The organism is Sphingomonas sp. Leaf4 (assembly GCF_920939515.1).
Lineage (GTDB): Bacteria > Pseudomonadota > Alphaproteobacteria > Sphingomonadales > Sphingomonadaceae > Sphingomonas.
In genome coordinates this window covers 48,011-71,953 of sequence record NZ_CAKLBB010000009.1, presented here as the reverse complement: position 1 = coordinate 71,953, position 23,943 = coordinate 48,011, and the positions used below count along the sequence as shown (strand labels likewise).

The following is a 23,943-nucleotide window of genomic DNA, read 5'->3' as shown; positions in this document are numbered from 1 at the left end:
GTCAGCCCGGCCGCCCGCGTCGCGCCCGGCGGAACGTGCCGACAAGGTTGCGCAGCAGCTCGACGGGCGACGTCGAGACCGTCAGCCGGAGCAGCGACAGGCGGGCAAAGCGCGGCCCCCGGCCCCGTACCGCCCAGAGCGCCACGCTGCGCACCAGCGCATTGCGTTTGCGCGTCGCCTGATAGGGCTGCATTCGCGCGATCTCGCTCACATCGAGCGCTTCGGTCGCCACCGTGCCCGCGGCCACCGCCTGCGCCAGCAGCGCCACACCGGTGGCGGTGCGCGCGACGATCAGGCTGCGGCCGTCGCGTTCCGAAAAATCGGGATAGCCGGACTCGCCGACCCACGCATCGGCACAAGCGATGTCGGCGAACTCGCCGGTGCCGTCGGGGCAGATCTTGCAACGGAATTGGAGATGCCGGTTGAGGATGCGGCCCCAGCTTTCGGCATAGGTCATGCTCGCCTCGCTACCGTCGCGGCGGCTGGCACGGGTGCGGCCGGGCCAGCCGTCACCGCGATACTGGAAGCGCGCCACCTCGTCCTCCGCGACGTCCAGCGCCGTAAGGACCGCCTGCGTACCGCGCCGGCTGGGCACGCCGGCGCAGAAAAAGGCGAGCATCACCGGGATCAGCCGGTCGATGCGCGGGTCGCGGGCGGCCATGCGGCGCAAGGTTGCGACGTCGCACGGCTTGCCGATGAACGCGAAGCGACGCCCGGCGGCCAGATGCCGTTCGAGATCGGCGAGCGGCGCGGACGGGGCATAGCGCGACCCGGCGGCGGCGAGGATCGCGTCGCGGTCGGCGCGCGGCGCGGTGCGGTTGCCGATCGGATCGTCGGGGTCGGCGGCAGTGGCGAGAACGAAATCGACCGTGCCGCTTGTCACCAGATGGATCGCCAGTGCCGACAGCACCCCGCCCGACGATCCGCGAAAGCGCACCTCGGGATCGGTCGCATGGCCGGTCGCCAGTTCGCGGATCGGTCCCCATAGCGGGTGATAATCGGCCGGGCGCGGGTCGTGCGACAGCGCGCGTCCGGTACAGACCTGATCGAGCGTGGCGCGCTGCGCCGATGTGAGCGGCACGACGGTCGGGTGAAGAAAGCCGGCGGGATCGAACGCCATCGTCAGCCCCGGCGTATCGATCGCCGCGACGCAGCCGCCGCAACCGGTACACAGCCCGCTGCCGACGATCGCCTCGATGCCGCTCATGGCAACTCGCCAAGGATCGCCGTCAGCCGCGCCGCATAGGCGTCGAGCCGCTCGGCGGCCAGCGCAAGCCCGGGCCGGATCGTGGCGGCCAGCGCGTCGCGCCCGGCAAAGCCGGCGAGGATCGTGGTAAAGGCGTGGTCGGTATCGTCCACGCGACCGTCGACGAAATGCGGATAGCCGAGCGTGCCGAACAGCCCGTTGAACTTGCGGCTATAGGCGATCGGCACCACCGGCACCCCGGCCGAAAATGCACCGATGCAGGCGTGCATTCGCCCGCCGACCACGAAATCCAGCCCTGCCATCCACGACTTGGCGGCGCTGGCATCGGCGAAGCGCGGCGGCACGATGATCGCCGGATAGCGTGCTTTCAGCAGCGCGATGAGGCTGAAATCATCGTCGTTGCCGGCCGGCGCGGCGACATGCGGGATCAGGTGAACTTCCAGCCCCGCCGCCAGCCAATGCTCGATCAGCCGGTGGGTGAGCGCGGCATAGTCGAGCGTCAGCGCGAAATCATTGCCGCCGCGATACCCGCCCCGATAGAGCAGGCCCGAGACGTTCAGCCCGACGCGCACCGGGCGATCACTTCGGGCCGGGCGGGTGAAGGGCAGGCGGAACGCGACGTCGATGAACGTATCCGTCTCGCATTGCAGCCGGCGGCTGGCGAGATACCCGGCCGAGAGCGTATCGCGCGCATAGACCGCGCGGGCGCGCTGCATGATCGTATCGGCCAGCCGCCGCCGCCATGGCGAGGCGAACGGGCCGATCGTCTGGGGAGCGAGCACTAGCGGCTTGCCCAGCGCCAGCGCGGCGAGCTTGGTCCCGGCGTGGAAGGCAAAGCGGCGGCCGCCGTACAGGTCGGTCCAACTATCGCCCTCGCCGATGTCGACCACCAGATCGGCATCGCGCAGCACTTTGAGGAACGGCGAACGCCCGGTCAGCGCCGCGCGCGGGCTGGGCATCGGCCCGATCGTCACGTCGTCGGGCAATACCACGTCCGCGCCCGGCGCGGCGCACAGCGTGGTGAAGCGGACGTCGCGCCCGATCCGTGCGGCGGCGGCGCGCAGGATGGCGATGTTCGACCGGGTCAGTGCATCGATGCCGAGGTTGCCATGGCCGATCGCATGCCATGGCAGCGCGATGTGGAGCGGACGGGCCATCATGCCCCTCCCGCAAAATAACGGGCGGGATCGAACGCAAGACCGGGCTGCTCGCGTACTAGCCGGCGCAGGTCGTCGGGCGTGCCCTCCCACCACCGCGTCGCCTCGACCGCGGCGATAGTGGCGGCGTCGAAGCGCATCCGCAGCAGCCGCGCCGGATTGCCGGCGACGATGGCATAGGCCGGGACCGGGCGGGTGACGACCGCGCCGGCGCCGATCACCGCGCCGCGCCCGACGCTGCCCACGCCGGGCAGCAGGATCGCGTCATGGCCGATCCAGACATCGTCGCCGATGATCAGGGTTGCGGGCGCAAGGGTGCTGCCGTCGACGACGCCCAACGCCTCGTTGTAGAAGTACGGGGTGAGCCCGAGGAAGCCGAGCCCATGGTTGCGCAGGAACATCCGCGCGCCCGCCGCGACCGAGCAATAGCGGCCGATGGTGACGCCCGGCGGCACCCGCGCGAGATCGAAACAGCCGTAGCTGTAGAGCCCGACCGTGACGCCGCGTGCCGCGAACCGCTTACGCAGCGCGCTGCCGGTCAGTTGCTCGGCCAGCGTCGGCTGGCCACGCCAGCGGCGGCGCAGATCGTCGATCCATCGTGCGATGCTCATCCCCCGATCCACGCCCCCCATGCCAGCCCCCCGGCGACGGGCGGCACCATCAGCAGCACCGCCGCCACGGCGCGATCCGCCCGGCCGCTCCGCCACAGGACCGCCCCCAGCCCAATGAAGGTCCCGCCGCCGATCGCCGCCAGCGCCCATGCCGTTACGCCAAGTCCGTGCCCCGGCACCAGCAGGATGATGGCGATCGTATATCCCAACAGCGTCGCGATCTGGACGAGGATGCGCGGACCGATCCGGCCGAGTGCTGCAAGCTGGATACCGAAGCCCGCCGCCGCGAACCGCAGCATCGCATAGGCGGCGAGCCCCGGCCACAGCGGCAGCAGCGGATCGAATGCCGGTCCATAGAGGTGGCGCGTGACGAACGGCCCGAGCAGCGCGAAGCCGATCCCGCCGATCAGCCCGAGGCCCGCGAACTCGGTAGTGATCCGGCGTGACTGGCGACGAAAGGCGTCGTCGTCGCCGCGCAGCGCGTTCGCCGAGAGCGCGGGCAGGTGGACGCTCGACAGCACGACCGCGAACGGCACGATCACCTGCACCAGCCGCCCGCCCGCCTGATAGATGCCGAGGTCGTGCGCCGACAGCAGCAGCGCGAGCAGCAGCACGTCGACCTGCCCGGTCAGGACGGTCAGGATATTGTCGACGGCATAGGGCGCAGCCTGGCGCAGCGTGGCACGGATAGCGTGCTGGCCGGGGCGATGGTCACGGTGGAGCAGCGCGCGCAGCCGCAACCGGGTAGCGACCAGATACGCAAGGCGGGTCAGCGCGAAGGCAGCGGCAGTGGCGAGCGTGTCGTGCGTCACCATCGCGACCGTCGCGGTGATGGCGAGGATGCCGATGCTGGTGGTGACGACCAGCCCCGCTTCGGTGGCGAAGCGGCGGTGCGCCCGCGCGGCGACCAACGTCAGATCGGCGAAGGAATAGGCAAGCGTGCCGATGAAGACGAGGAGATAGACGCCGGTATCCCCCGCCGGCACCGTCCACAACGTCAGCGCCGCGCCGGCGGGAAAGGCAAGCGCGACCAGTATCGCCTTGGTCCTGAGCGCATCGCCGACGATCTCGCCCGACCGCGCCGGATCGGCCGCCGCCAGCCGCAATGCCGAGGTGGCGAGGCCATAGTCGGTCGCAAGCGCCACCAGCGTCGCATAGGCGGCTGCAGCGGCGAACATGCCGAACCCGGCGGGGCCGAGCGCGCGGGCCAGCACCATGAAGGTCAGCAGGCCGACGCCCATCCGCGCCAGCGTGGCGGCGAGCATCAGCGCCCGGTCGCGCCGGTCCGGTTCAGCCTGGCGCATGTGGCGGCCGCCCGGCATGGGCGACGAACACCCCCGCCGCGAGATAGGTGAAGGTCAGCATGTCGTCGATCGCGACGATCGAGAGGCCGGCGGCATTGCCGCAGACCAGCGCGGTCCAGAAGCCGAGGATGCTGCGCCGTCCGGGATCGCGCGCGCCGATCGCCAGCCGCGCGCCGGTAAGCACGATCGCCAGCGTCATCAGCGCGTAGAGCGCGAGGCCGACCAGTCCGTGATCGACGGCCAGCACGAGATACTGGCTGTCGACCGTCAGCACGTCGTTGCGGCCGACGACGCCGGCATGATATTTGGCCTGCCCCCCGCCATATCCGGCGAGCGCACGCTGGTCGAGCGCGGTACGGGCACGCTGGAACTGGAGCGCGCGAACCTGCGTACTGCCGATCTCGCGGGCGTCGGTGCCGGTGACGAGGTTCTGGGTCGCGTCCACCACGACCGGCAGCGCGATCAGCGCGCCGACGCCCGCCACGTTCAGCACCAGCAACCGGGCGGGACGCCGCACGTCGAACTGGCGCAGGACGCCATAGACGATCAGCGCCACGCCGAACACGATCAGCGGCGAGCGCGATCCGCACAGGACCAGCGCCACCACGATCGCCACCGCCAGCAGCGTACCGCCCAGCCGCCGCGCGATGCCACGGCTCAGCAGGCAGTGCAGCGACAGCGGGGCGAGCACCGCCATCGCCTGGCCATAGACGATCGGATGGGCGAAGCTGGCCTTGATGCGAAACCCCGACGCGGCGTCGGACGAGGCGGAGGCGATCGCGCGGAGCTGGTTGGCGTCGCCCGCCGCGATGCGGTTCAGTCCAAGCGCGGCAAGCAACGGCTGGCCGCTGGCATATTCGATCAGACCGAAGCCGGTGGCGGCGATGCCGGCGATCAGCAGCACGGCGGGCAACCGCGCCATCGCCACCGGATCGGCGAGGAACACCATCCCGATCCACAGCCAGCCGGTGGTGAAGACGAGGTCCTGCATCGTCTCCATCAGCGATGCCGCAGGGGTGAGGCCGGTCAGGTCGGTCAGGATGCGCCATGCCGACCACGCAACGATCGCGAGCAGCATCGGCAGGGTATGCGCCATGCCGCGTGCGACGATCGCACGGGTCGCCCCCGAACCGAGCAGCGCGACGATGGCGCCGACCAGCATCGGCAGGGTGATCGCGGTATAGCCGCTCACGCCCTTGCCCGCGACGTTCACGAAGAAATAGCGCGGCCACAGCAACGCGACCGCGGTCGCGAGCAGAAAGCCGTTCCTGCCGATGTCCCCCACGGCCGCGATCCTATGCCGGGTCGCGGCGCATGTCGCGGGCGCTTTGTGGCGGCAGCCATGATGCGATCGTCGTGCGCAGCGCGGTATCCATGATTGCGGTCGCGAAGTGGGTGCCGAACCGGTCGAGCGCCTCCGCACCGCGCCGGGCGATCTCGGCCGGATCGTCCTGCGCTGCGGCGATCGCCCGGGCCAGTGCCGCCGGATCGTTCGGGGCGACCAGCCAGCCCGAATCGCCATCGGTGACGATTTCGGTCAGGCCGCCGTGCGCGGCGGCGATGACCGGGCGGCCATGCGCCATCGCCTCGATCGCGACCCGGCCGAACGGTTCGGGCAGGCGCGAGGGCACGATGCACAGGTCGGCCCAGCCATAAACCCCGCCGGGATCGTCGCGGAACGGCTCCAGCGTGACGCTGTTCTCCAGCCCGTGCGCGGCGATGGCGGCGGTCAGCGCGGCGACGGGTTGGGGGGTGTCGCGGTAGCTGCCGCCGACGATGCGCAGGCGGATCGCCGCCGTCCGCCCGGCGGGCAGACGGCCAAGCGCCTCGATCAACAGGTCCTGCCCCTTCCAGTCGCTGATCCGGCCGAGCATCGCGAGCCGCAGCGGGCGTTCTGGGGTGAAACGGGGCGGCAGGTCTGGTGCCGTTGCCCCCTCCATCGGATCGACGCCGTTATGGATGACGGCGTGACGCTGGTCGGCAAGGGTCGCGAAGATGGCGCGGGTCGCCGCCGAATTGAAGATCAGCCCGGCGCGGCTCCAGCGCAGCAGGGCGCGGAGGATCGGAAGCGCGCGCGGCTTGGGAATTTCGCGGACATGGATCACGCTGCGCCCCGGCATCATTCGGGCGGCGGCGGTGAAATCGGCAATGACGATGGTATTGATATAGACCAGATCGGCGCGCGCCATGTCATAGGCGGCGGCGGCCAGATACCATGGCGCGGCGACAGTCGCCTTGCCCAGCGTGCGGACGGGCGTGGCGAGGCGCAGGACGCACAGGTCGCGCACGCGAACCCGGTCGGCGACATCGGCGAGCGCGGTGCCAAGCGGCCCGTCGACCGCGAGCAGTACGTCGATGCGCGCATCGGGCCAGCCGTCGCGCAGGCTCCGTACCGCCTGCAGGAAGCTCCGGTCCGATCCGTAGAGTTCGGCGCCCTGATGGACGCAGAGAAACCGCTTCGCCATCCATGCCCCCCAGCTTGCGATGCGATACCGTATCCTATCGCGCCGCAAGCCCCCGGGATTAAGCGGCGCGATAGCCCGGACGGCAATCGGCCATGCGGTCAAGCGCGGCGCGCAGCAGGTTGGCGAGGATGGCATTGCCCGCATCGCCGGGGTGGATGCCATCGGGCATCAGATTTGCCGGCGGTACGCTCTGCCCCTGCGCGTCGGGCGGGCCGGACAGCGCCTCGGCGAAGTCGCACACCATGCCGCCGCCCCGCGCCATCGCCGCCGCATCGGCGCCATAGGCGCGGCGCAGCGCGTCGCTGGCGCCATAGGCGCGAATGCGCGGGTCGGTCGGCGCCCATGTGAATGGCAGGACGGGCACGCCGGCGCGTTCCAGCGCGGCGGTCGCCTCCGCCACCTGCAACCGCATCGCGCCGACCTGCGCCGGGGTGATCGCCCCGCCAGAGGCATTGTTCGGCGATCCGAGGGGCACGACCGCCAGCGACGGGCGCAGGCCGAAGGCGATCGCCGCCTGCACCTGCTCGGTGGTCTGCGCCATGGCATGCCCCGACCAGCCGAGGTTCGACCATTCGAACGCGATCCCGCCCGGATTGCGCGACGCGGCGACACAGGCGGGCAGGCCGAACCCCTCGTTCAGATAGGTGCCGCGCCCCTCGGCGATGCTGTCGCCGAAGCCCATCACGCTCACCACCTTGCCGCGCGCCAGATATTCGAGGCCGACGACCGGCGATCCGGTGGCAGCGATGCTGTTCGCATCGGTCATCCCCGCCCAGTTAGTCGCCGACACGCCGATCTTGGAGCGCATCCGGAACAGCCGGCCCGAGGGGTGCGCGTCCCAATTGTCGAACCGGTCGGTGCCGTTGCCGAGCAGCACGACGTTCCCGCCGCCATCGGCCAGCGACAGCGAGGTGCGCACCGCATAGAGCGCGCCGCCATGGCCGTCACCGCGCGGCATCGAGGGCAGCGACACCCACGCGCTGCGATAGAACACCCGCCGGCCCGCCGCCCCTGCGGGCGCGAACTGCGGGATGGTGCCGCCGGACGGCACGCAGTCGGGCACCGGCACCAGCACCGTCTCACCCGCCTGGATCTGCCCGATGGAGGCGACGCTGGCGGCGGTGACAGTGGCGCGCGGCGTCACCGCATCGCCCGCCACCGTCTGGCCGAACGCAAACAGCACGCGGATCGCCTCGGCCGGCGCGGCGAGCGCGATCAGCGTTTCATAGGTGACGACGTCGGTCGTGACCGGCCGGACGTTGTAGATGCGGCCACCGAAGATGCGGGTGGCGACCCGCTGCGGCCGGACGAGGGCCGGCATGGCGGCCCGGACGGCGAGCGCGCGGGCAAGGCTGTCGATGCTCATTGGCGCACCTCATAGCCCAGCGTGCCGCCGGTCCGCTCGAAGCGCAGCCACCATCCCGCGCCCGCCACGCTTTCCTCGCCGACCGGTTCCTGCGCATTGGCGGTGAACAGGCCCCAGTCGCTGCCGCCGATCGTCAGTGGCAGCGGGGTAGCGGCGGCGTCGCTCGCCCGCAGTACGCGCACGGTGCCGCGCCAGTCACCAGTCAGCGCGATCCAGATCGTCCGGCCGGGCTCGGGCAGGAACGGGCCGATCAGCCCGGTATCGCTCGCTTGCCCGACCAGTGCGACGGTATCCGCCGGGGGCAGGGTCGCGCGCACCGGCAGCGGCGTCGCGCGCGTCACCGCCGCCGCCGCACCGCCGCGATTGCCGAAACTGAGCGCCAGTTGAGGGACGAACCCCCCGGGGGCTTCGATCGTCGTCATGCCTTCCTCCTCGATGTTCGCTGTATGTTCCAGCGAACGTCGCGTGTAGGAAAGTGGTTTTTGGGGAGCGGCACGTTCTTTCCGCTCCCACGATGAGTCCGATCAATACACGTCGCGGCGGTAGCGGTCTTCCTGCGCCATCGTCTCCAGCACCTCGTCGCCGAGGATCGCCCGCAGCGCGGCGTCGACCGCGCCGGCCATGCCGGTCAGGCTGCCGCAGACGTAGATCGCCGCCCCCCACGCCGCCCAGTCGGCGATCCCGTCGGCCGCCTCGGCGACGAGATGCTGGACGTAGCGGCCGCACTCCGCATCGCGCGAGAAGGCGAGATCGAGGCGGGTAAGCGTGCCTTGCGCCTGCAACGAATCGAGTTCGGCGGCATAGGGCCGGTCGTGGGCGCGGGTCCGTTCGCCATAGAGCAGCCATGCCGGCGCACCCCCAATCCGCGCACGGGCACGCAGATGTGCCATCAGCCCGGCGATGCCGGTGCCGTTGCCGATCAGCACGATCGGCACATCGTCCGCCGCCGGCGCGAAGCCGGGGTTGTCGCGGACGCGCAGCGCGATCGTCCCGCCGAGCGGGGCGACCCGCGTCAGCCAGCCCGATCCGAGGCCGAGGCCGCCGTCGGGGGCAGGGCAGGCGCGCACCAGCAGTTCGGCCGCGCCCGATTCGGCGATCGAGGCGACCGAATAGTCGCGGTGCGCCAGCGGGCGGAGCGGGGCGGCCGGATCGTCGGGCAGGACCTTGTCGACAAGCGATGCGCGCAACGTGGCATCGTCGTCCCGTCCGGCCGTGGCGAGCCAGCGGTCGACCCGTGCCGGATCGTGTCGCGGCATCACTTCGGCGATCGCGCCGGGTTGCCAGGCGACCGGCACCTCCGGGGTCAGGATGACGCGGAACACCGGCGCGCCGGGGCTGCCGGGATTGACCTGCTCGCGCGCGGTGAGCGTCCAGCGGCCATAGTCGGCGCGCTGCCAGTCGGGCTGGATCGCATGGCCGGCGATCGCGGCCAGTTGCTGCTGCCAATGGCGTTCGGCGTCATTGTCGGCGCCGTCCACCTCGACCCGGTCGAACAGGCGTCGCCCGCCACTTCGGTGCAGCCACGCATCAACCCGCTGACCGAACGCGCAAAACTCGGGATATTGCCGGTCGCCCAATGCCAGCACCGCATAGTCGAGCTGCGCGAGATCGGCGGGCGCTGCCATTACGCGCCCCTCGAAGCGGCGGGCGCGGTCGGGGGCATGGCCCTCGCCATAGGTCGCGACGACGAACAGCGCGCGGCGCGCCCGGGCCAGCGTGGCGGGATCGAGATCGCCCAGCGCGGCGACTTGCGCGCCGGGAAAGGCGGCGGCGGACAGGCGGGCAAGCCGTTCGGCATTGCCGGTCTGCGAGGCGTGGACCACCAGCAGGTCGTGCCCGTCGTTTCCGGTCGCGGCGGGCAGGCTCGCCGCGACCGCCGCCAGCGCGCGCTTGCTCCGCCGCCGCGCCAGATAGAGCAGCAGCCCGGTGATCGTGAACAACGGCATCGTCAGGCTGGTCAACAGCATCATGATCCGGCCGGGCAGACCGAAGAACGCTCCGGTGTGCAGCGCATAGAAGTTCGCGGCGATCGTCTCGCCTACCCCACGCGCTGCATAGCGTTCGGCCTTCACCAGCGCGCCGGTCGCCGCGTCGAAGCGCAGTTCGTCGGTCATCCGGTCGAAGCGGGCACCGCGCGGCAGCATCCGCATCGTAACCGGCGCATTGCCGCCCGGGATCGTGATCGTGACGCGGTCATAGCGCGCGCCGTCGCTCCCGACGAACGCCGCCCATGCCGGGGCAAGCGCGGGGGCGGGGCCGTCCGTCTCCGCCCCGCGCCGGTCGCGCTCGTTGCCGGCCTTGCCGGTCAGGACATAGCGTGCGCCCTGCTTGTACCAGTCGTACGACCAGGTCAGCCCGGTCAGCGCGCTCAACAGATAGAAGACCAGCATCCAGCCGCCGACCACGGCATGCAGCGCGCGGTACAGGTTGCGCCCGGTCTTGCGCAGGTCGAGCACCAGCCACGCCCGCCAGTCGAGCGCGCGGCGCGGCCAGCGCAGATACAGGCCGGAGAGCGCGAAGAAGATCAGCGCGATCGCCGAAAAGCCGGTGATCTGCCGCCCGATCCCGTTCGCCCCGCCGGGCAGCGCCAGCCAGCGGTGGAGGTCCTCGACGAAGCGGAAGAAGCCCTCGCCTGCGGGATGGGGCAGCAGCGCGCCGCTGCGTGGATCGATATAGCGCGTCTCGCCGCGCCGCTGTCCCTTGGGCGGGGCGAAGGTGACTTTTGCCGCCAGCGTCGGATCGCGCTGGAGCGTCAGGCGCGTCACCTTCCCGCCATGCGCACGCAGCGCTGCGGCGACCAGTGCGTCGGGCGCAAGCGGTGGGGCGGCGGCGGGCGCGAGGGTGACGATGCCGGGATTGAGCGCGGCGACGATCTCGTCCTCGAACGCGATCGTCGCGCCGGTGACACCCATCACCGCCAGCACGAAGCCGGCGGTGATGCCGAGGAACCAGTGGATCTGGAACAGTACGCGGCGGGTCATCGGGTACGGTCTCCGGTCACAGGCGGAAGCGCAGCGTGCCGATCGCCCGGCGCGGGTCGCCGATCGCGACGCCATATTGGTTGATGGCGGAAGTGTAATAGGTCGTATCGAAGAGGTTGCGCAGGTTGAACTGGAGCGTTACCGCGCGTCCGCCGAGCCGCAGGTCGTAGCTGACGAACGCATCGGCGATCTGATAGGCCGGCAGGAAGAAGCTGTTGGCGCTGTCGCCCGCGCGCCGCCCGACATGGCGGCCACCGCCGCCGATGCGCAGGCCATCGCCGCCGGCAACCGGCCCGACGTCATAGACCAGCGACAGTGACGCGGTGTCGGGCGCGACATTGGCGAGCATATTGCCGGCGAACAACGGGTCTTCAGTCGTGCGGGCGCGGGTATGGGCATAGCTGCCGATCAGGCTGAGCGCGTTCGTCACCTGTCCGGCGACGTCCAGTTCCACCCCGCGCGAGGCGGCGCGGCCGGCGGTGCGGAATTCGGTAAGCGTGGTCGCCGGGTTGAGCTGCGACACCAGCACGTTGCGCTTGTCGATGTCGTACAGCGCCAGCGTGGCGGTGATCCGCCCCGGCAGGTCGAGCTTCGCGCCCGCCTCCAGCGAACGGCCGCGTTCGGGGGCGAAGGCGGCGGTGATCGTCGTGCCCCCGGCCAGCGGCGCGATGGTCGAGGTCGGGCGGACCGACCGGGTATAGCCGGCATAGAGCGAGAACACCGGCGTCGCGCGCCACACCAGTCCCGCCTGCGGCACCACGTCCCACCCCGACAGGTCGGTATTGGCGGTGAACGGCCGCCCGCGCCCGGCGCGCTGGTCATACCCCAGCAGCCGCCCACCGGCGATGACGATCAAGTCGCCGATCGTCACCGAATCCTGCGCGAACAGCGAGTAGTTAAAGAGGGTGTCGGTCTGGTCGCTGTCGCTGGCCGATACCGTCGTCGGAAACGGCTCGCGGCCATAGACCGGGCTCACATAGCTGAACGCGCCGCCGCGCACCGCCTGGCGGATCAGGTCGCTGCGATAATAGCGGCGATACTCGCCCTCCGCGCCGATCAGGACCTTGTGGTCGACGCCCAGCGCGGTGAACCCGCCGTCGACATAGGCCTGCGCATAGGCGTCGGTGCTGACCGATCCGATCGTCGCGTCGTTGCTGCGCGTTAGCGTGCCGCGCGCGAGATTGACCCCGGTGACGCGAAGCTGGCCCGCGTCATAGCGTTCGCTGTTGAAGCTGGTCGCGAGATGCGCGCTCCACCCGCCGCCCAGCCGATGGTCGACCGCGAGCTGCACCAACTGGCTGTCGCCGGTCATCCGGTTGTTCGGTTCGTCCAGCCGTCGCCGCCGGGGCACCGCCAGCGGGGTCAGCGTCACCGGATTGAGCGAGGTGCCGCGATCGAACGGCGTGTCGAATGTCCGCAGCTCGACCCACAGGATCGCCTGCGTGGCCCCGCCATACCAGCCGAGCGACGGCGCGATCAGCGTGTCGCGCCGCTCGCCGAAATTGCGCCAGTAATCCTCTTCCTGATGGTCGACCACCAGCCGTCCGGCCAGATTGCCGGCGATCCGCCCCGTCACATCGCCCATCGCCTCCAGCCCGACGCGCCCGGCGGCATAGGCCGATCCGGTCAGCGCGGCGCTGCCCTGCGCGTCGAGCAGCGGCTTGCGGCTGACGAGGTTGATGACCCCGCCGGGGTCCATGATGCCATAGAGCAGCGAGGCGGGGCCCTTGAGCACCTCCACGCTCTGCGTCGCGGCGTTGAACGCGCGGCCCTGCACCACCGGCATCCCGTTGTGCATCACCGATCCGTCACGATTCGCCCCGAATCCGCGCTTGAGCACCGTATCCTGCGTCGCTGCCAGCGTATTGCCCTGGGTGATGCCGCTGACGTTGGCGAGCACGTCGTCGAGGAAGCGCGGGCGTTGGTCGACGATCACCTGTGCAGGAACGATATTGACCGCCTGCGGCACGGTGAGCGGCGAGGCGGCCGAGCGCAACGTCGAGGCATCGGGCACCGGCTGGTAGCGATCGTCCGCCGCCGCCGGGGCGGGGGAGGCGCGGCCGGTGACGACGATGTCGCGCTGCGCATCGGGCAGGTCGACCGGTCCGGCATGGCCGGGCGTCGCCACCGCCGTCAGCGCCAGCGCGAGCAACTGCTGCAAAGGAATATCGTACACCAAGTTCAAACCCCCCCGAGCGCTGCCGCCTAGCGGACATGCGAAAGCTTCGCAATAGCAGGATTGTCGTGCGTTCGGGATCGATACGGATCGATAACGATTGGTCCGTATCGGGAGGGAAAGGGAGCGATAGCGGCGATATTCGCCCAGCGATCAATGTCTTGCGTGAAACGGTTCCCGCTTTGTCCGTCACCGGACCGTCCTGCGCGATTTACCCCGAATTTTCGCAAAGCGGCTGAACGGCCGGCGATTAATCCGGTCTCCAAAGTTCCCGTGCAGGGCAAGCCCCTCGCGTAAATACTGGAATTCGCGTATTTTTTCTGAAAAGCGAACGTTCGCCAACCGGGGAGCAGCATCCGTCCGACGAGATAGAAATCTCGGCACACAGGAGGATGTATGCACCCGGCCATTGCCCCAACCCGTCCCGCCGTCTCGCGCCTGTTCCTGCGCACGTTGATGGGAACCACAATGCTGATCGGCACCGGTATCGCCGGTCAGGCCGCCGCCCAGAACCGCGTCGTCAGCGCGTGCAGCGGCGTCCAGCTCCCGCGTTCGGTCGTCACCGATATTCTCTCGCCGGTCGTCACCGGCATCACCGGTCCGCTGGAAGGACGGGTCAACAGCATCCTCGGCATTCCGCTGCTCAGCACCCTGCTGCCGCTGCCGCCGCTCAACACCAATGTCACCGGGCTGCTCAATCAGGCCGCGTCGGGCCAGCCGATCACGCTGCAGGTGCTCGATACCGGCGGCAACGTCGTCGGCCCGACCGACCAGTGCCAGCTCACGACCGATTCGATCAGCCTCGACACGCCGGCCGGCATCTCGATCGGCGGCAATCGCATCAGCGGGCTGGGCGCGGAGGGTGTCGCCTCGTTCGCCTCCGACATCAACGCCATCGCTTTCGGCAACAACGCCCGTGCCGAAGCCGGCGCGACTGGCAGCATCGCCTTTGGCACCAATGCGCAAGTGACCGCCGCCAACAGCGTGGCGCTGGGCGCCGGATCGCTCGCCACACGCGGTGCGCTCGGCGGCTATACCGCGGTCGGCCTCACCGGCACGCAGACCTCGGCCGGCGAAGTCTCGGTCGGTGCCGCCGGTGGCCTGCGTCAGATCACCAACGTCGCCGCCGGATCGGCCGCGACCGATGCCGCGACGGTCGGACAGGTTGCGGGCGTCGCGGGGCAGGTCGACGCGCTCTCGGCGGTCGCGCTGCGCTACGACGACGCGACCCGCGCCCGCGCGACGCTGGCCGGGGCGGCGGGCACCGTGCTCGGCAATGTCGGCGCGGGTGCCGTGACCGCGACCTCGACCGAGGCGGTCAACGGATCGCAACTGTTCGCGACCAATACGCAGGTCGCCGCCAACACCGGCGCGATCACGACCGTGCAGGGCGATGTCACGGTGTTGCAGGGGCAGAGCGCCAATGCGGTCCGCTACGACACCGATGCCGCCGGGGTGCGGACCGGCGGCGTGACGCTCGCCGGGGCGACGCCGGGCGCCACCGTGACGCTCGGCAACGTCGCACCGGCGGCCCTGAGCGCGACCTCGACCGAGGCGGTCAACGGATCGCAGTTGTTCGCGACCAACACGCAGGTGGCGGGCCTCGACACCCGCGTTACCACCAATAGCCAGAACATCGCGACCAACGCGCAGAATATCACAACATTGCAGGGGCAGACCGCCAATGCGGTACGGTATGACACCGACGCGGCGGGTGCGCGGACCGGCGGCGTGACCTTCATCGGCACCACGCCGGGCGCGGCGGTGACGCTCGGCAATGTCGGCGCGGGTGCGCTGACCGCGACCTCGACGGACGCGGTCAACGGGTCGCAACTGTTCGCGACCAACACGCAGGTCGCGACGAATACCGCCGGGATCGGCGCGCTTGATACGCGCGTCACGACCAACACCACCGCGATCGGCGGCCTCGACACCCGCGTGACCGACAACACGACCGCGATCGGCGGCCTCGATACCCGGACAACCGGCAACACGACCGCCATTGCCGGACTAGACACCCGCGTCACGACCAACACGCAGGATATTGTCACGCTTCAAGGCGGCGTTGCCAACTCCGTACGCTATGATACCGATGCGGCTGGTGCCCGGACCGGCGGCGTGACGCTGGTCGGCACCACCCGCGGCGCGACGGTGACGCTCGGCAACGTCGGCGCAGGCGCGTTGAGCGCAACCTCGTCCGAGGCGGTCAACGGATCGCAACTGTTCGCAACCAATACGCAGGTCGCGACGAACACCGCCGGGATCGGCGCGCTTGATACGCGCGTCACGACCAACACCACCGCGATCGGCGGCCTCGACACCCGCGTGACCGACAACACCACGGCGATCGTCGGCAATACCACCGCCATCGCCGGCCTCGACACCCGCGTCACGACCAATATGCAGGACATTGCGGCGCTTCAGGGCGGGGCGGTCAATGCGGTGCGCTACGACACCGACGCCAGTGGTGCCCGGACCGGCGGCGTGACCTTCATCGGCACCACCCCCGGCGCGACCGTGACCCTGGCCAACGTCGGCGCCGGAGCGCTCACCGCCACCTCGACCGAGGCGGTCAACGGCGCGCAGCTCTTCGCGACCAACACGCAGGTCGCCGGGCTCGACACCCGCGTGACGACCAACACCCAGCAGATCGCTTCGCTGCAAGGCGGGGTCGCCAACGCCGTGCGCTACGACGTCGATGCGGCGGGCAATCGCACCGGCGGGGTCACGCTGGTCGGCACGACGCCCGGTCAGGTGGTGACGATCGGCAATGTCGGTGCGGGTGCGCTCAGCGCAACCTCGACCGAGGCGGTCAACGGGTCGCAACTCTATGCCACCAACCAGCGGCTCGACGGCGCGCTGACCTCGATCGGCGGGCTCGATACGCGCGTCACCGCCAACACCGCCGGCCTCGCCGCGCTGAGCGCCAGCGCCGCGCAATATGACAATGTCGCGCGCGACCGGCTGACCTTCGGTGGTGCGAACGGCACGGTGCTCGGCAATGTCGCGGCGGGGGCGCTCTCCGCCACCTCGACCGAAGCGGTCAACGGCGCGCAGCTCTTCGCCACCAATACGCAGGTGGCGGCCAACACCGCGCTGATCGCGCAGATCGGCAGCGGATCGGCCGGCCCGGTGCGCTATTCGACCGCCGCCGCGCCGACGACGCCGAACGGCGGCACCGTGACCGACGAACTGACGCTGGTCGGCGCGAGCGGCGGCGCGGTGGCGCTCCACAACGTTCGCGGCGGCACCGTGGGAGCCGGGTCGACCGATGCGGTCAACGGCGATCAGCTCAACACCACCAACCAGGCGGTGGCCGCGCTCGACACCCGTGTGACCGGCACCGAAGGGCGGCTGACCACGGTCGAGGGCAATGTCGCCAACCTCGACACCCGCGTCACGAACAACACTACGCAGATCGCGAACAACACCACCGCGATCACCAACCTGCAAAGCAATATCGCGGGCACCGGCACCGCCGTCACCAACCTGACGACGCGGGTCGATGCGAACAGCACCGCGATCACCAACCTCCAGACGCAGGTCGGCAATTCGCCGATCAAATATGCCGATGCCGCCACGCCGACGACGCCCAACGGCGGCACCCCGACCGACGATACGACGCTGGTCGGCGCCAGTGGCGGTCCGGTGGGCCTGCGCAACGTCCGCGACGGCGTGCTGGTCGCCGGATCGACCGATGCGGTTAACGGCGGACAATTGGCGACGACCAACGCGCAGGTCGCATCCAACACCTCGGCGATCACCACGATCCAGAACACGATCACCGGCAGCACCGTGGCGGCGATCCAGTACAGCAACCCCGGCAGCCCGACGACGCCCAACGGCGGCACGCGCACCAACGACGTGACATTGGTCGGCGCCAACACCGCCGCGCCGGTCGGGCTGCACAATGTCGCCAGCGGCACCGTTGCCGCCGGATCGACCGACGCGGTCAACGGCGGGCAGTTGTTCGCCGTCGCCCAGCAATCGTCGAACAGCCTGCAATATGATCGCAACGCCGCGGGGCAACGCACCAATCAGGTGACGCTCGCAGGGGGCAATGCGGCCGCGCCGGTCACGCTCGCCAATGTCGCGGCCGGCACGGTGTCGGCCACCTCGACTCAGGCGGTCAACGGGTCGCAGCTTTATGCCACCAACCAGACGGCACAGGCGGCGCTCGCGCTCGGCAGCAACTCGGTGCAATATGATCCGAGCGGCAACGTCAGCCTCGGTAACGGCAACACGCCCGTCGCTCTGCGCAACGTCGCGGCGGGCACGGCGGCGACCGACGCGGTCAATCTCGGGCAGCTCCAGTCGGGGATGCGCGACACGCTGTCGCAGGCGACCAGCTACATCGATGCCCGGCTGACCGATGTCGGCTTCGACCTCGGCACGATCCGCCGCGACATGAGCGCGGGATCGTCGGCGGCGATGGCGGTGGCGGCGCTGCCGCAGGCGATGGAGCCGGGTGCGACGATGGTCGCGGTCGGCGGCGGCACCTATCGCGGACAGTCGGCGATCGCCTTCGGAGCGTCGCGTGTCTTCAACGACGGACGCGCGGTCGTGAAGGTCGGCGGCACTTATGACAGCCGGGGCTATGCCGGAGCGAATGCCGGTGTCGGCTTCCAGTTCTGAAACCTCGTGGCCGGGGTGCAACGACGCCCCGGCCATTCGCACGGGAGAAGATGCGATGTGGGGGTTGCGCAACTGGTGGCGGCCGACCGACCGGCCGACGGAGGACGACGAGGCCCGCGCCTATCACACCCGCCGGTTCGTGCAGGAACAGGCACTGGCCCGCGAAGCGCAATCGGGTGCTGCCCGTGATGCCCACCGCCGGCTGGCGGCGGCACACCGGGTGGCGATGGAACAAGGCGACGATGCGTTCGATCATGGCAGCGGCACGACGCAGGTCGACGCCCCAATCGTGCCATGATCGCGCCATCCGGTCATGGCTGACTTCGCACTTGCGAAGCCATCGGCCAGCCAAAAAAAAGGGGCATCCCGTCGCCGGGGTGCCCCTTTTTTCGCATCCGGTTTCCGGCCGGGCGAACCCGGCCGGAAAGGGGATTACATGCCGTTCAGCTCGGCGGTGTTCTCGATCGCGTCCGAAGCGTCTTCGGCGTTCTCCGAAGCGTTCATCAGGTCGGCCGCAACGGCCTCGTTCGAGGTGTTCTCAGCCTGTGCTTCGAGGTTGTCGGCCATCATTTCCAGGTTGTCCGAAGCGGCATCCGCGGCGTTGTCGGCCGGGGTGTTCTTGCAAGCGGCGACCGAGAGGAGGCCGGCAGCAGCGGCGACGAGCAGGATCTTCTTCATGTGGGTGGCTCCCGAAAATTGACTTCGCGTTGGTCCGGCGAAACCGCCGCCGCGACACCAGCCGCAATAACGTATGCTGCGCCGCCGTCAATCTCCAATTGTGGCAGCAATGCGGCTTTGCGACCAATGGAGGACCGGTTCGGCAACAGTTCGGACACAAGTCGCCGCGTTTCAGCGTGGCCGGACGACCCGCCCGATCGGTTCGGGCGCATGGGCGACGACCGCCAGCATCGCGGTCCATGCCGCTACGTTCTGCTGGAGTTGCGCGGGGTCGATCTTGTCGAGCGTGTCGTCGGCGGTGTGGTGCAGATCGAAATAGCGCAGGCCCGATTGGGACAGATCGACCCCCGCGACGCCCAGTGCCAGCGTCGGACCAATATCGGTGCCGTCGCCCGCGAACTTGTTGCCGCGCGTGATGCCGAGCGGGGCGAGCGCGGTGGCGAGTCGGTCGCCTACCGCCGCCGCTTCCGCCGGCAGGCCGACGTCGAACTGCCACACCCGGTCGGCCCCGAAGTCGCTTTCCGACGCGGTGGCATGGATGTCGCCCTTGTGTGCCTCGGCATAGGCACGGCCGCCGACGCCGCCGACCTCTTCCGCGCCGAACCAGACCAGCCGGATCGTGCGGCGCGGCTGGCCCGCCGCCATGATCCGCCTGGCCGCCGCCGTGGTGATGCCAAGCCCCGCCGCATCGTCGATCGCGCCGGTGCCCAGATCCCAGCTATCGAGATGCCCGCCGATCAGCACGATGCCGGCGGAGGGATCGCTGCCCGGCACCTCGGCGATGACGTTGCCCGATTCGCGCGTGCCGGTCTGGCTCGGGGTCAGCAGCAGCTTCAGCCGCACCGGCTGGCCGCGCTTCAGGACCCGTTCGAGCTGTTCGGCATCGGGCACCGACAGCGCGCCCGCCGGAATCGCCGTCGTTCCTGCCGGAAAGACGGTGCTGCCGGTATGCGGCACCCGGTGCCGGTCGGTCCCGATCGAGCGGATGACGATCGCCGCCGCGCCCTTCTGCGCTGCGATCGCCGGGCCCGCGCGGCGCACCTGTCCGGCGGGGCCGTACGCCGATCCGTCCTGCGTCGCCGCCATCGCATGGCTGACGAACGCGATCCTGCCCTTGAGACTCCCGTCGGGCGCGGCCTTCAGATCGTCGAGCGTCGGGAAGAACGCGACCTCGCCGATCAGCCCGTCGTTACCGGTCGATCCCGAATTGCCGAGCGCGGTGATCGCCAGTGGCTGCGGGAAGGGGGCGAGGATCGCCGCCTTCTCCTCGCCGCGCACCCACACCGGCATCGGGAATGGTTCGATCCGTACATTGCTGAACCCCAGCGCCTTCAACCGCGCCACCGCCCAGACGCGGGCGCGTGCCTCGTCGGGGGTGCCGGCAAGGCGCGGCCCGATCTCGGTCGTCAGCCCTTCGGTAATGTCCCACGCCAGCGTATCGCCAAGCGCCGCATCGCGCAGGGCGGCGACTTGCGCGGTGGTCGGCTGGGCCAGTGCCGGCAAGGGCAGGAACAGGGCGGCAAGAAGCAGACGGCGCATGGAAATCCCCCGTGGAACTCGGTTCGCCTGCGTTCCATACGTTCGACAGCGATGCAAGGCGCGTGTGCGCGGGCACGCAAGCGTGCCGTCGCCCGCGTTGCCAACCCATCGCCCCGACGCTACATCGCGGAACAACACGTCTGACCATCCCCGACAATATGAAACGGAGCCTTCGGCAATGGCCGTGCAGTACAGCTATGTGATGAAGGGCCTGACCAAGACCTTCCCCGGCGCCAACAAGCCGGTGCTCAACAACATCCACCTGCAATTCCTGCCCGACGCGAAGATCGCGATCATCGGGCCGAACGGCGCGGGCAAGTCCACGCTGATGAAGATCATGGCGGGGATGGACACCGAATTCACCGGCGAGGCATGGGCCGCGGAGGGGATCAAGGTCGGCTATCTGGCGCAGGAGCCCAAGCTCGACAACACCAAGACGGTGATCGAAAACGTCAAGGACGGCGTGCGTCCGGTCGCTGACCTGGTCGATCGCTTCAACGCCATCTCGGCCGAAATGGGCGATCCGCAGGACGACACCGATTTCGACAAGCTGCTCGAGGAAATGGGCGACCTTCAGGCCAAGATCGACGCGGTCGACGGCTGGAGCCTCGACAACCAGCTCGAAATCGCCATGGAGGCGCTGCGCTGCCCGCCGGGCGACGCCTCGGTCGAAAACCTGTCGGGCGGCGAGAAGCGCCGCGTCGCGCTGTGCAAGCTGCTGCTCGAAAAGCCGCAAATCCTGCTGCTCGACGAACCGACCAACCACCTCGACGCCGAAAGCGTCGGCTGGCTGGAGAATTATCTCAAGGAATATACCGGCAACGTCATCCTCGTGACGCACGACCGCTATTTCCTCGACAATGTCGTCAACTGGGTGCTCGAGCTCGATCGCGGGCGCTACTACACCTATGAATCGAACTATTCGGGCTATCTGGAAAAGAAGGCCAAGCGGCTCGAACAGGAAGAGCGCGACGAGGCCGGCAAGGCCAAGGCGATCCAGGACGAGCTGGCATGGATGCGCCAGACCCCCAAGGCGCGCCAGACCAAGTCGAAGGCCCGCATCCGCGCGTTCGACGAACTGGTCAAGAATCAGGAGAACCGCGTCGTCGGCAAGGCGCAGATCCTGATCCAGATTCCCGACCGTCTGGGCGGCAAGGTGATCGAGGCCGAAGGGCTGACCAAGGCCTATGGCGACAAGCTGCTGTTCGAGAATCTCGATTTCAGCCTGCCGCCGGGCGGCATCGTCGGCGTGATCGGCCCGAACGGGGCGGGCAAGTCGACGCTGTTCAAGCTCATCACCGGTCAGGAACAGCCCGACGGCGGCACCATCGACGTCGGGCAGACGGTGAAGCTCGGCTATGTCGACCAGTCGCGCGACGACCTCGATCCCAACAAGAACGTGTGGGAAGAAGTGTCGGACGGCCTCGACGTGTTCCGCTTCGGCAAGCAGGAACTGGGCACGCGCGCCTATGTCGGCGCGTTCAACTTCAAGGGGCAGGACCAGCAGAAGAAGGTCGGCCAATTGTCGGGCGGTGAGCGCAACCGCGTCCACATCGCCAAGATGCTCAAGGAGGGCGGCAACGTCCTGCTGCTCGACGAACCGACCAACGATCTCGACGTCGAGACGCTGCGCGCCTTGGAAGAGGCGCTCGAATCTTTCGCCGGTTGCGCCGTGGTCATCAGCCACGACCGCTTCTTCCTCGATCGTCTCTGCACCCACATCCTCGCGTTCGAGGGCGACAGCCACGTCGAATGGTTCGAGGGCAATTTCGAGGCATATGAAGCCGACAAGCGCCGCCGCATGGGCGACGCCGCCGACCGGCCGACGCGTCTCGCCTACAAGAAGCTGACCCGCTGATGTCGACGCCCCCGGACCATGGCGGTCCGGGGGCGATCGCCGACGTCGCGCGGGTCCGCGCGCTGTTGATCGACGCCGCGCGCGAGGGGCAGGCGCTGACTTATTCCGGGCTGCTGCTGGCGCTCGGCCATGGCTTTACCCGGCCGAAGATGCGCGCGCTGTGACGCACGCTCGACGTGATCGATGCGGCGGGCGCCGGGATGGGGGAACCGGGCCTCGCCGTCCTTGTCGTGCGCCAGTCGGATGGGCTGCCGGGGCAGGGCTGGTGGATCGATACCGCCACCCCGGCGGGCTATGCCGACGCATGGACCGGCCCAAAAGCCGCCGCCTACGTCCGCAGGCACCAGCAGGCGGCCTTCAGCTACTGGCAGGGGCCGGGTGTTTGATTCGGTCCAGTCCGGGCCGGTTCGACATCCAGGAAAATGCCTTTCCAACCTGCTCCCCTCTCTGGAAGGGAGGGGTTGGGGGTGGGTTGGCCGGTTGTGGAGCGCTTACGTTTCCTCTCGGGCCGACCCACCCCCGGCCCCTCCCTTGTCAGGGAGAGGAGGTGTCCACGAAGCGCCGTCTTATGACCGCCGATCGATCCTGTCGGCAGGGTATGGCCGGTGCCGCCCAACCGCCCCAGCCTCCGCTGGGGCGACGTTAAATGCCAAAAGGCTTAAATGCCAAAAGGCCGAACGTTTCCTCTCACACCCGCTTGACGAAGATCCCGGTGTCGCGCCGCTCGACCTCGAACTCGCGGACCTTCTCGATCAGGTCGGACAATCGCTTGAACCCATAGTTGCGCGTGTCGAAGCTCGACCGGTTGGCGGCGCGCTGGCCAACTTCGGACAGGCTGGCGAAGCCGCGCTTGTCGACCTTCGACGCATCATAAGCATCCGACAGCAATTTGACGAAGGCAACGTCGACCTTCTGGCTGGTGCGCGCCGGGGCGGGGGTGGGCTTGGCCGCCGGGGTCGCAGCGGTCGCGCCGACGCCGCCGATCGCGGGGGGCAGCGGCATGTTGGCGACATCCTCGACATCCAGCGACGCGACGTCGATGAAGCGGGTGCAGCTCTCGCGGAACCCCTGCGGCGTGCGTTCGGTGCCGAAGCCGTACACCGGCACGCCTTCCTGGCGGATGCGCTGCGCCAGCGGCATGAAATCACTGTCCGACGACATGATGCCAAAACCGGTGATCCGCCCGCGCAGCAGCAGGTCCATCGCATCGATGGTCATCCGCATGTCGGTGGCGTTCTTGCCCTTGGTGATGTCGAACTGCTGGAACGGTTCGATCCCGTGGCGCATTAACAGCTTTTCCCAGCTCTTGAGGCCCGGCTTCTGCCAGTTGCCATAGGCGCGGCGGACGTTGACCGTGCCGAATTCGGCCAGCACCGTCAGCACCGAATCGAGATAGGCGGCGCCGGCATTGTCGGCATCGATCAGCAACGCGACGTTGCCGGTGGGGTGGGGAAGCTGGACCATGACGCCCGGCCTACCGCATGGACGGCGGCGGCGCGACCGAAACCGTCAGCGTTTCGCGCAGGACGGGTCGATCGCCGCCGGATCAATGGCCAGTTCGATCCGTACCGCCGTGCCGCCGGGACGGTCGATCGCCATCGCGGCGTCGCCGCCGCACCCGACCAGTAGCACCGGCCGGCTGACCGTCGTCCAGCGTCCCGCCTGTTGCCGCGCTACCTCGACCGCGACCTGTGCCGCCGGCTTGCCGGCGATGGTGGCGCGCTCCGACCGGACGCTGATGGCATAGCCGCCGGGCCGGTCGAGCCGGATCGTCGTTGCCTGGCCGTAGGGGGTATAGACGATCGGCGTCGCGATCAGCCGGTCGCCTTCATAGAGCCGGATCGCGATCGGTACGTGGACGGCATCGCCCGCCTCCGCGCCACTCGCCACCGTCATCGCGATCAGCGCCAGCATCATCCGCACGATCGACCAGAATATCGCCACCGAATCCACCCCCGTTGCTTCG

At 69.3% G+C, this 23,943-nt stretch carries 19 protein-coding genes; 5 read left to right on the top strand and 14 right to left on the bottom strand.

Annotation, left to right across the window (positions count from 1 at the left end; genetic code table 11):
* Position 1 precedes the first annotated feature (1 nt).
* From LRA89_RS14660 to LRA89_RS14615, 10 genes are all read right to left on the bottom strand, one after another.
* Positions 2-1,207 (bottom strand): Coenzyme F420 hydrogenase/dehydrogenase, beta subunit C-terminal domain, encoded by a 1,206-nt coding sequence (locus tag LRA89_RS14660; protein ID WP_230771301.1) that lies wholly within the window; start codon positions 1,205-1,207, stop codon positions 2-4.
* Complete coding sequence (locus tag LRA89_RS14655) at positions 1,204-2,364, bottom strand: polysaccharide pyruvyl transferase family protein (protein ID WP_230771298.1); 1,161 nt, start codon at positions 2,362-2,364, stop codon at positions 1,204-1,206. The genes LRA89_RS14660 and LRA89_RS14655 overlap by 4 nt, the downstream gene beginning before the upstream one ends.
* Positions 2,364-2,975: a CatB-related O-acetyltransferase gene (locus LRA89_RS20630; protein ID WP_443024984.1), complete on the bottom strand. Its 612-nt coding sequence runs from the start codon at positions 2,973-2,975 to the stop codon at positions 2,364-2,366. The genes LRA89_RS14655 and LRA89_RS20630 overlap by 1 nt, the downstream gene beginning before the upstream one ends.
* Positions 2,972-4,279, bottom strand: a complete 1,308-nt coding sequence (locus tag LRA89_RS14645; protein WP_230771296.1) for a lipopolysaccharide biosynthesis protein — start codon at positions 4,277-4,279, stop codon at positions 2,972-2,974. The genes LRA89_RS20630 and LRA89_RS14645 overlap by 4 nt, the downstream gene beginning before the upstream one ends.
* On the bottom strand, positions 4,266-5,564 hold the full coding sequence (locus tag LRA89_RS14640; RefSeq protein ID WP_230771294.1) for an O-antigen ligase family protein: 1,299 nt from the start codon (positions 5,562-5,564) through the stop codon (positions 4,266-4,268). The genes LRA89_RS14645 and LRA89_RS14640 overlap by 14 nt, the downstream gene beginning before the upstream one ends.
* A 10-nt stretch (positions 5,565-5,574) precedes the next feature.
* Positions 5,575-6,744: a glycosyltransferase family 4 protein gene (locus tag LRA89_RS14635; RefSeq protein WP_230771292.1), complete on the bottom strand. Its 1,170-nt coding sequence runs from the start codon at positions 6,742-6,744 to the stop codon at positions 5,575-5,577.
* Positions 6,745-6,802: 58 nt separating this feature from the next.
* Complete coding sequence (locus LRA89_RS14630) at positions 6,803-8,110, bottom strand: SGNH/GDSL hydrolase family protein (RefSeq protein ID WP_230771290.1); 1,308 nt, start codon at positions 8,108-8,110, stop codon at positions 6,803-6,805.
* Positions 8,107-8,532: a hypothetical protein gene (locus LRA89_RS14625; RefSeq protein WP_056492218.1), complete on the bottom strand. Its 426-nt coding sequence runs from the start codon at positions 8,530-8,532 to the stop codon at positions 8,107-8,109. The genes LRA89_RS14630 and LRA89_RS14625 overlap by 4 nt, the downstream gene beginning before the upstream one ends.
* Before the next feature lie 102 nt (positions 8,533-8,634).
* Positions 8,635-11,091 carry a PepSY domain-containing protein gene (locus tag LRA89_RS14620; RefSeq protein ID WP_230771288.1) on the bottom strand — a complete coding sequence of 819 codons (2,457 nt, stop codon included), beginning with the start codon at positions 11,089-11,091 and terminating at the stop codon, positions 8,635-8,637.
* 16 nt (positions 11,092-11,107) lie between these two features.
* Positions 11,108-13,267 (bottom strand): TonB-dependent siderophore receptor, encoded by a 2,160-nt coding sequence (locus LRA89_RS14615; RefSeq protein ID WP_230771286.1) that lies wholly within the window; start codon positions 13,265-13,267, stop codon positions 11,108-11,110.
* Positions 13,268-13,663: 396 nt separating this feature from the next.
* Here LRA89_RS14615 and LRA89_RS14610 point away from each other — a divergent pair, with 396 nt between their 5' ends.
* Together LRA89_RS14610 and LRA89_RS14605 are read left to right on the top strand one after the other, a co-directional pair.
* Positions 13,664-17,902 (top strand): beta strand repeat-containing protein, encoded by a 4,239-nt coding sequence (locus LRA89_RS14610; RefSeq protein WP_230771284.1) that lies wholly within the window; start codon positions 13,664-13,666, stop codon positions 17,900-17,902.
* Positions 17,903-17,957: 55 nt separating this feature from the next.
* Positions 17,958-18,200, top strand: coding sequence for a hypothetical protein (locus LRA89_RS14605; RefSeq protein ID WP_055756983.1), 243 nt, complete (start codon positions 17,958-17,960; stop codon positions 18,198-18,200).
* 134 nt (positions 18,201-18,334) lie between these two features.
* On the opposite strand, the gene LRA89_RS14600 is transcribed toward LRA89_RS14605, so the two are convergent.
* Together LRA89_RS14600 and LRA89_RS14595 are read right to left on the bottom strand one after the other, a co-directional pair.
* Complete coding sequence (locus LRA89_RS14600; protein WP_055756981.1) at positions 18,335-18,580, bottom strand: hypothetical protein; 246 nt, start codon at positions 18,578-18,580, stop codon at positions 18,335-18,337.
* 171 nt (positions 18,581-18,751) lie between these two features.
* A complete protein-coding gene (locus tag LRA89_RS14595) occupies positions 18,752-20,119 on the bottom strand; it encodes a M20/M25/M40 family metallo-hydrolase (RefSeq protein WP_230771281.1) in 1,368 nt (455 codons plus the stop codon).
* A 178-nt stretch (positions 20,120-20,297) separates the two neighbouring features.
* Here LRA89_RS14595 and ettA point away from each other — a divergent pair, with 178 nt between their 5' ends.
* The 3 genes from ettA to LRA89_RS20560 are packed head-to-tail and all read left to right on the top strand — an operon-like array spanning position 20,298 to position 22,363.
* On the top strand, positions 20,298-21,977 hold the full coding sequence (gene ettA, locus LRA89_RS14590) for an energy-dependent translational throttle protein EttA (protein ID WP_055756979.1): 1,680 nt from the start codon (positions 20,298-20,300) through the stop codon (positions 21,975-21,977).
* Positions 21,977-22,141, top strand: coding sequence for a hypothetical protein (locus LRA89_RS20565; RefSeq protein WP_329958521.1), 165 nt, complete (start codon positions 21,977-21,979; stop codon positions 22,139-22,141). The genes ettA and LRA89_RS20565 overlap by 1 nt, the downstream gene beginning before the upstream one ends.
* A 12-nt stretch (positions 22,142-22,153) precedes the next feature.
* On the top strand, positions 22,154-22,363 hold the full coding sequence (locus LRA89_RS20560) for a hypothetical protein (protein WP_329958520.1): 210 nt from the start codon (positions 22,154-22,156) through the stop codon (positions 22,361-22,363).
* Positions 22,364-22,664: 301 nt separating this feature from the next.
* Here LRA89_RS20560 and LRA89_RS14580 read toward each other — a convergent pair whose 3' ends face one another.
* Positions 22,665-23,441, bottom strand: a complete 777-nt coding sequence (locus tag LRA89_RS14580) for an NYN domain-containing protein (protein ID WP_230771279.1) — start codon at positions 23,439-23,441, stop codon at positions 22,665-22,667.
* Between the two features lie 45 nt (positions 23,442-23,486).
* Positions 23,487-23,921 (bottom strand): hypothetical protein, encoded by a 435-nt coding sequence (locus LRA89_RS14575; protein ID WP_230771277.1) that lies wholly within the window; start codon positions 23,919-23,921, stop codon positions 23,487-23,489.
* Positions 23,922-23,943 lie beyond the last annotated feature (22 nt).

What these genes read in the sequence shown, in the direction of transcription:
- LRA89_RS14630 (WP_230771290.1), bottom strand. Translation starts at nt 8,110, where the DNA reads ATGAGCATCGACAGCCTTGCCCGCGCGCTCGCCGTCCGGGCCGCCATG.
- LRA89_RS20565 (WP_329958521.1), top strand. Translation starts at nt 21,977, where the DNA reads ATGTCGACGCCCCCGGACCATGGCGGTCCGGGGGCGATCGCCGACGTC.
- LRA89_RS14635 (WP_230771292.1), bottom strand. Translation starts at nt 6,744, where the DNA reads ATGGCGAAGCGGTTTCTCTGCGTCCATCAGGGCGCCGAACTCTACGGA.
- LRA89_RS14645 (WP_230771296.1), bottom strand. Translation starts at nt 4,279, where the DNA reads ATGCGCCAGGCTGAACCGGACCGGCGCGACCGGGCGCTGATGCTCGCC.
- LRA89_RS14625 (WP_056492218.1), bottom strand. Translation starts at nt 8,532, where the DNA reads ATGACGACGATCGAAGCCCCCGGGGGGTTCGTCCCTCAACTGGCGCTC.
- LRA89_RS14600 (WP_055756981.1), bottom strand. Translation starts at nt 18,580, where the DNA reads ATGAAGAAGATCCTGCTCGTCGCCGCTGCTGCCGGCCTCCTCTCGGTC.
- LRA89_RS14655 (WP_230771298.1), bottom strand. Translation starts at nt 2,364, where the DNA reads ATGGCCCGTCCGCTCCACATCGCGCTGCCATGGCATGCGATCGGCCAT.
- LRA89_RS14595 (WP_230771281.1), bottom strand. Translation starts at nt 20,119, where the DNA reads ATGCGCCGTCTGCTTCTTGCCGCCCTGTTCCTGCCCTTGCCGGCACTG.
- LRA89_RS14610 (WP_230771284.1), top strand. Translation starts at nt 13,664, where the DNA reads ATGCACCCGGCCATTGCCCCAACCCGTCCCGCCGTCTCGCGCCTGTTC.
- LRA89_RS14580 (WP_230771279.1), bottom strand. Translation starts at nt 23,441, where the DNA reads ATGGTCCAGCTTCCCCACCCCACCGGCAACGTCGCGTTGCTGATCGAT.
- LRA89_RS14620 (WP_230771288.1), bottom strand. Translation starts at nt 11,091, where the DNA reads ATGACCCGCCGCGTACTGTTCCAGATCCACTGGTTCCTCGGCATCACC.
- LRA89_RS14605 (WP_055756983.1), top strand. Translation starts at nt 17,958, where the DNA reads ATGTGGGGGTTGCGCAACTGGTGGCGGCCGACCGACCGGCCGACGGAG.
- LRA89_RS14660 (WP_230771301.1), bottom strand. Translation starts at nt 1,207, where the DNA reads ATGAGCGGCATCGAGGCGATCGTCGGCAGCGGGCTGTGTACCGGTTGC.
- LRA89_RS20630 (WP_443024984.1), bottom strand. Translation starts at nt 2,975, where the DNA reads ATGAGCATCGCACGATGGATCGACGATCTGCGCCGCCGCTGGCGTGGC.
- ettA (WP_055756979.1), top strand. Translation starts at nt 20,298, where the DNA reads ATGGCCGTGCAGTACAGCTATGTGATGAAGGGCCTGACCAAGACCTTC.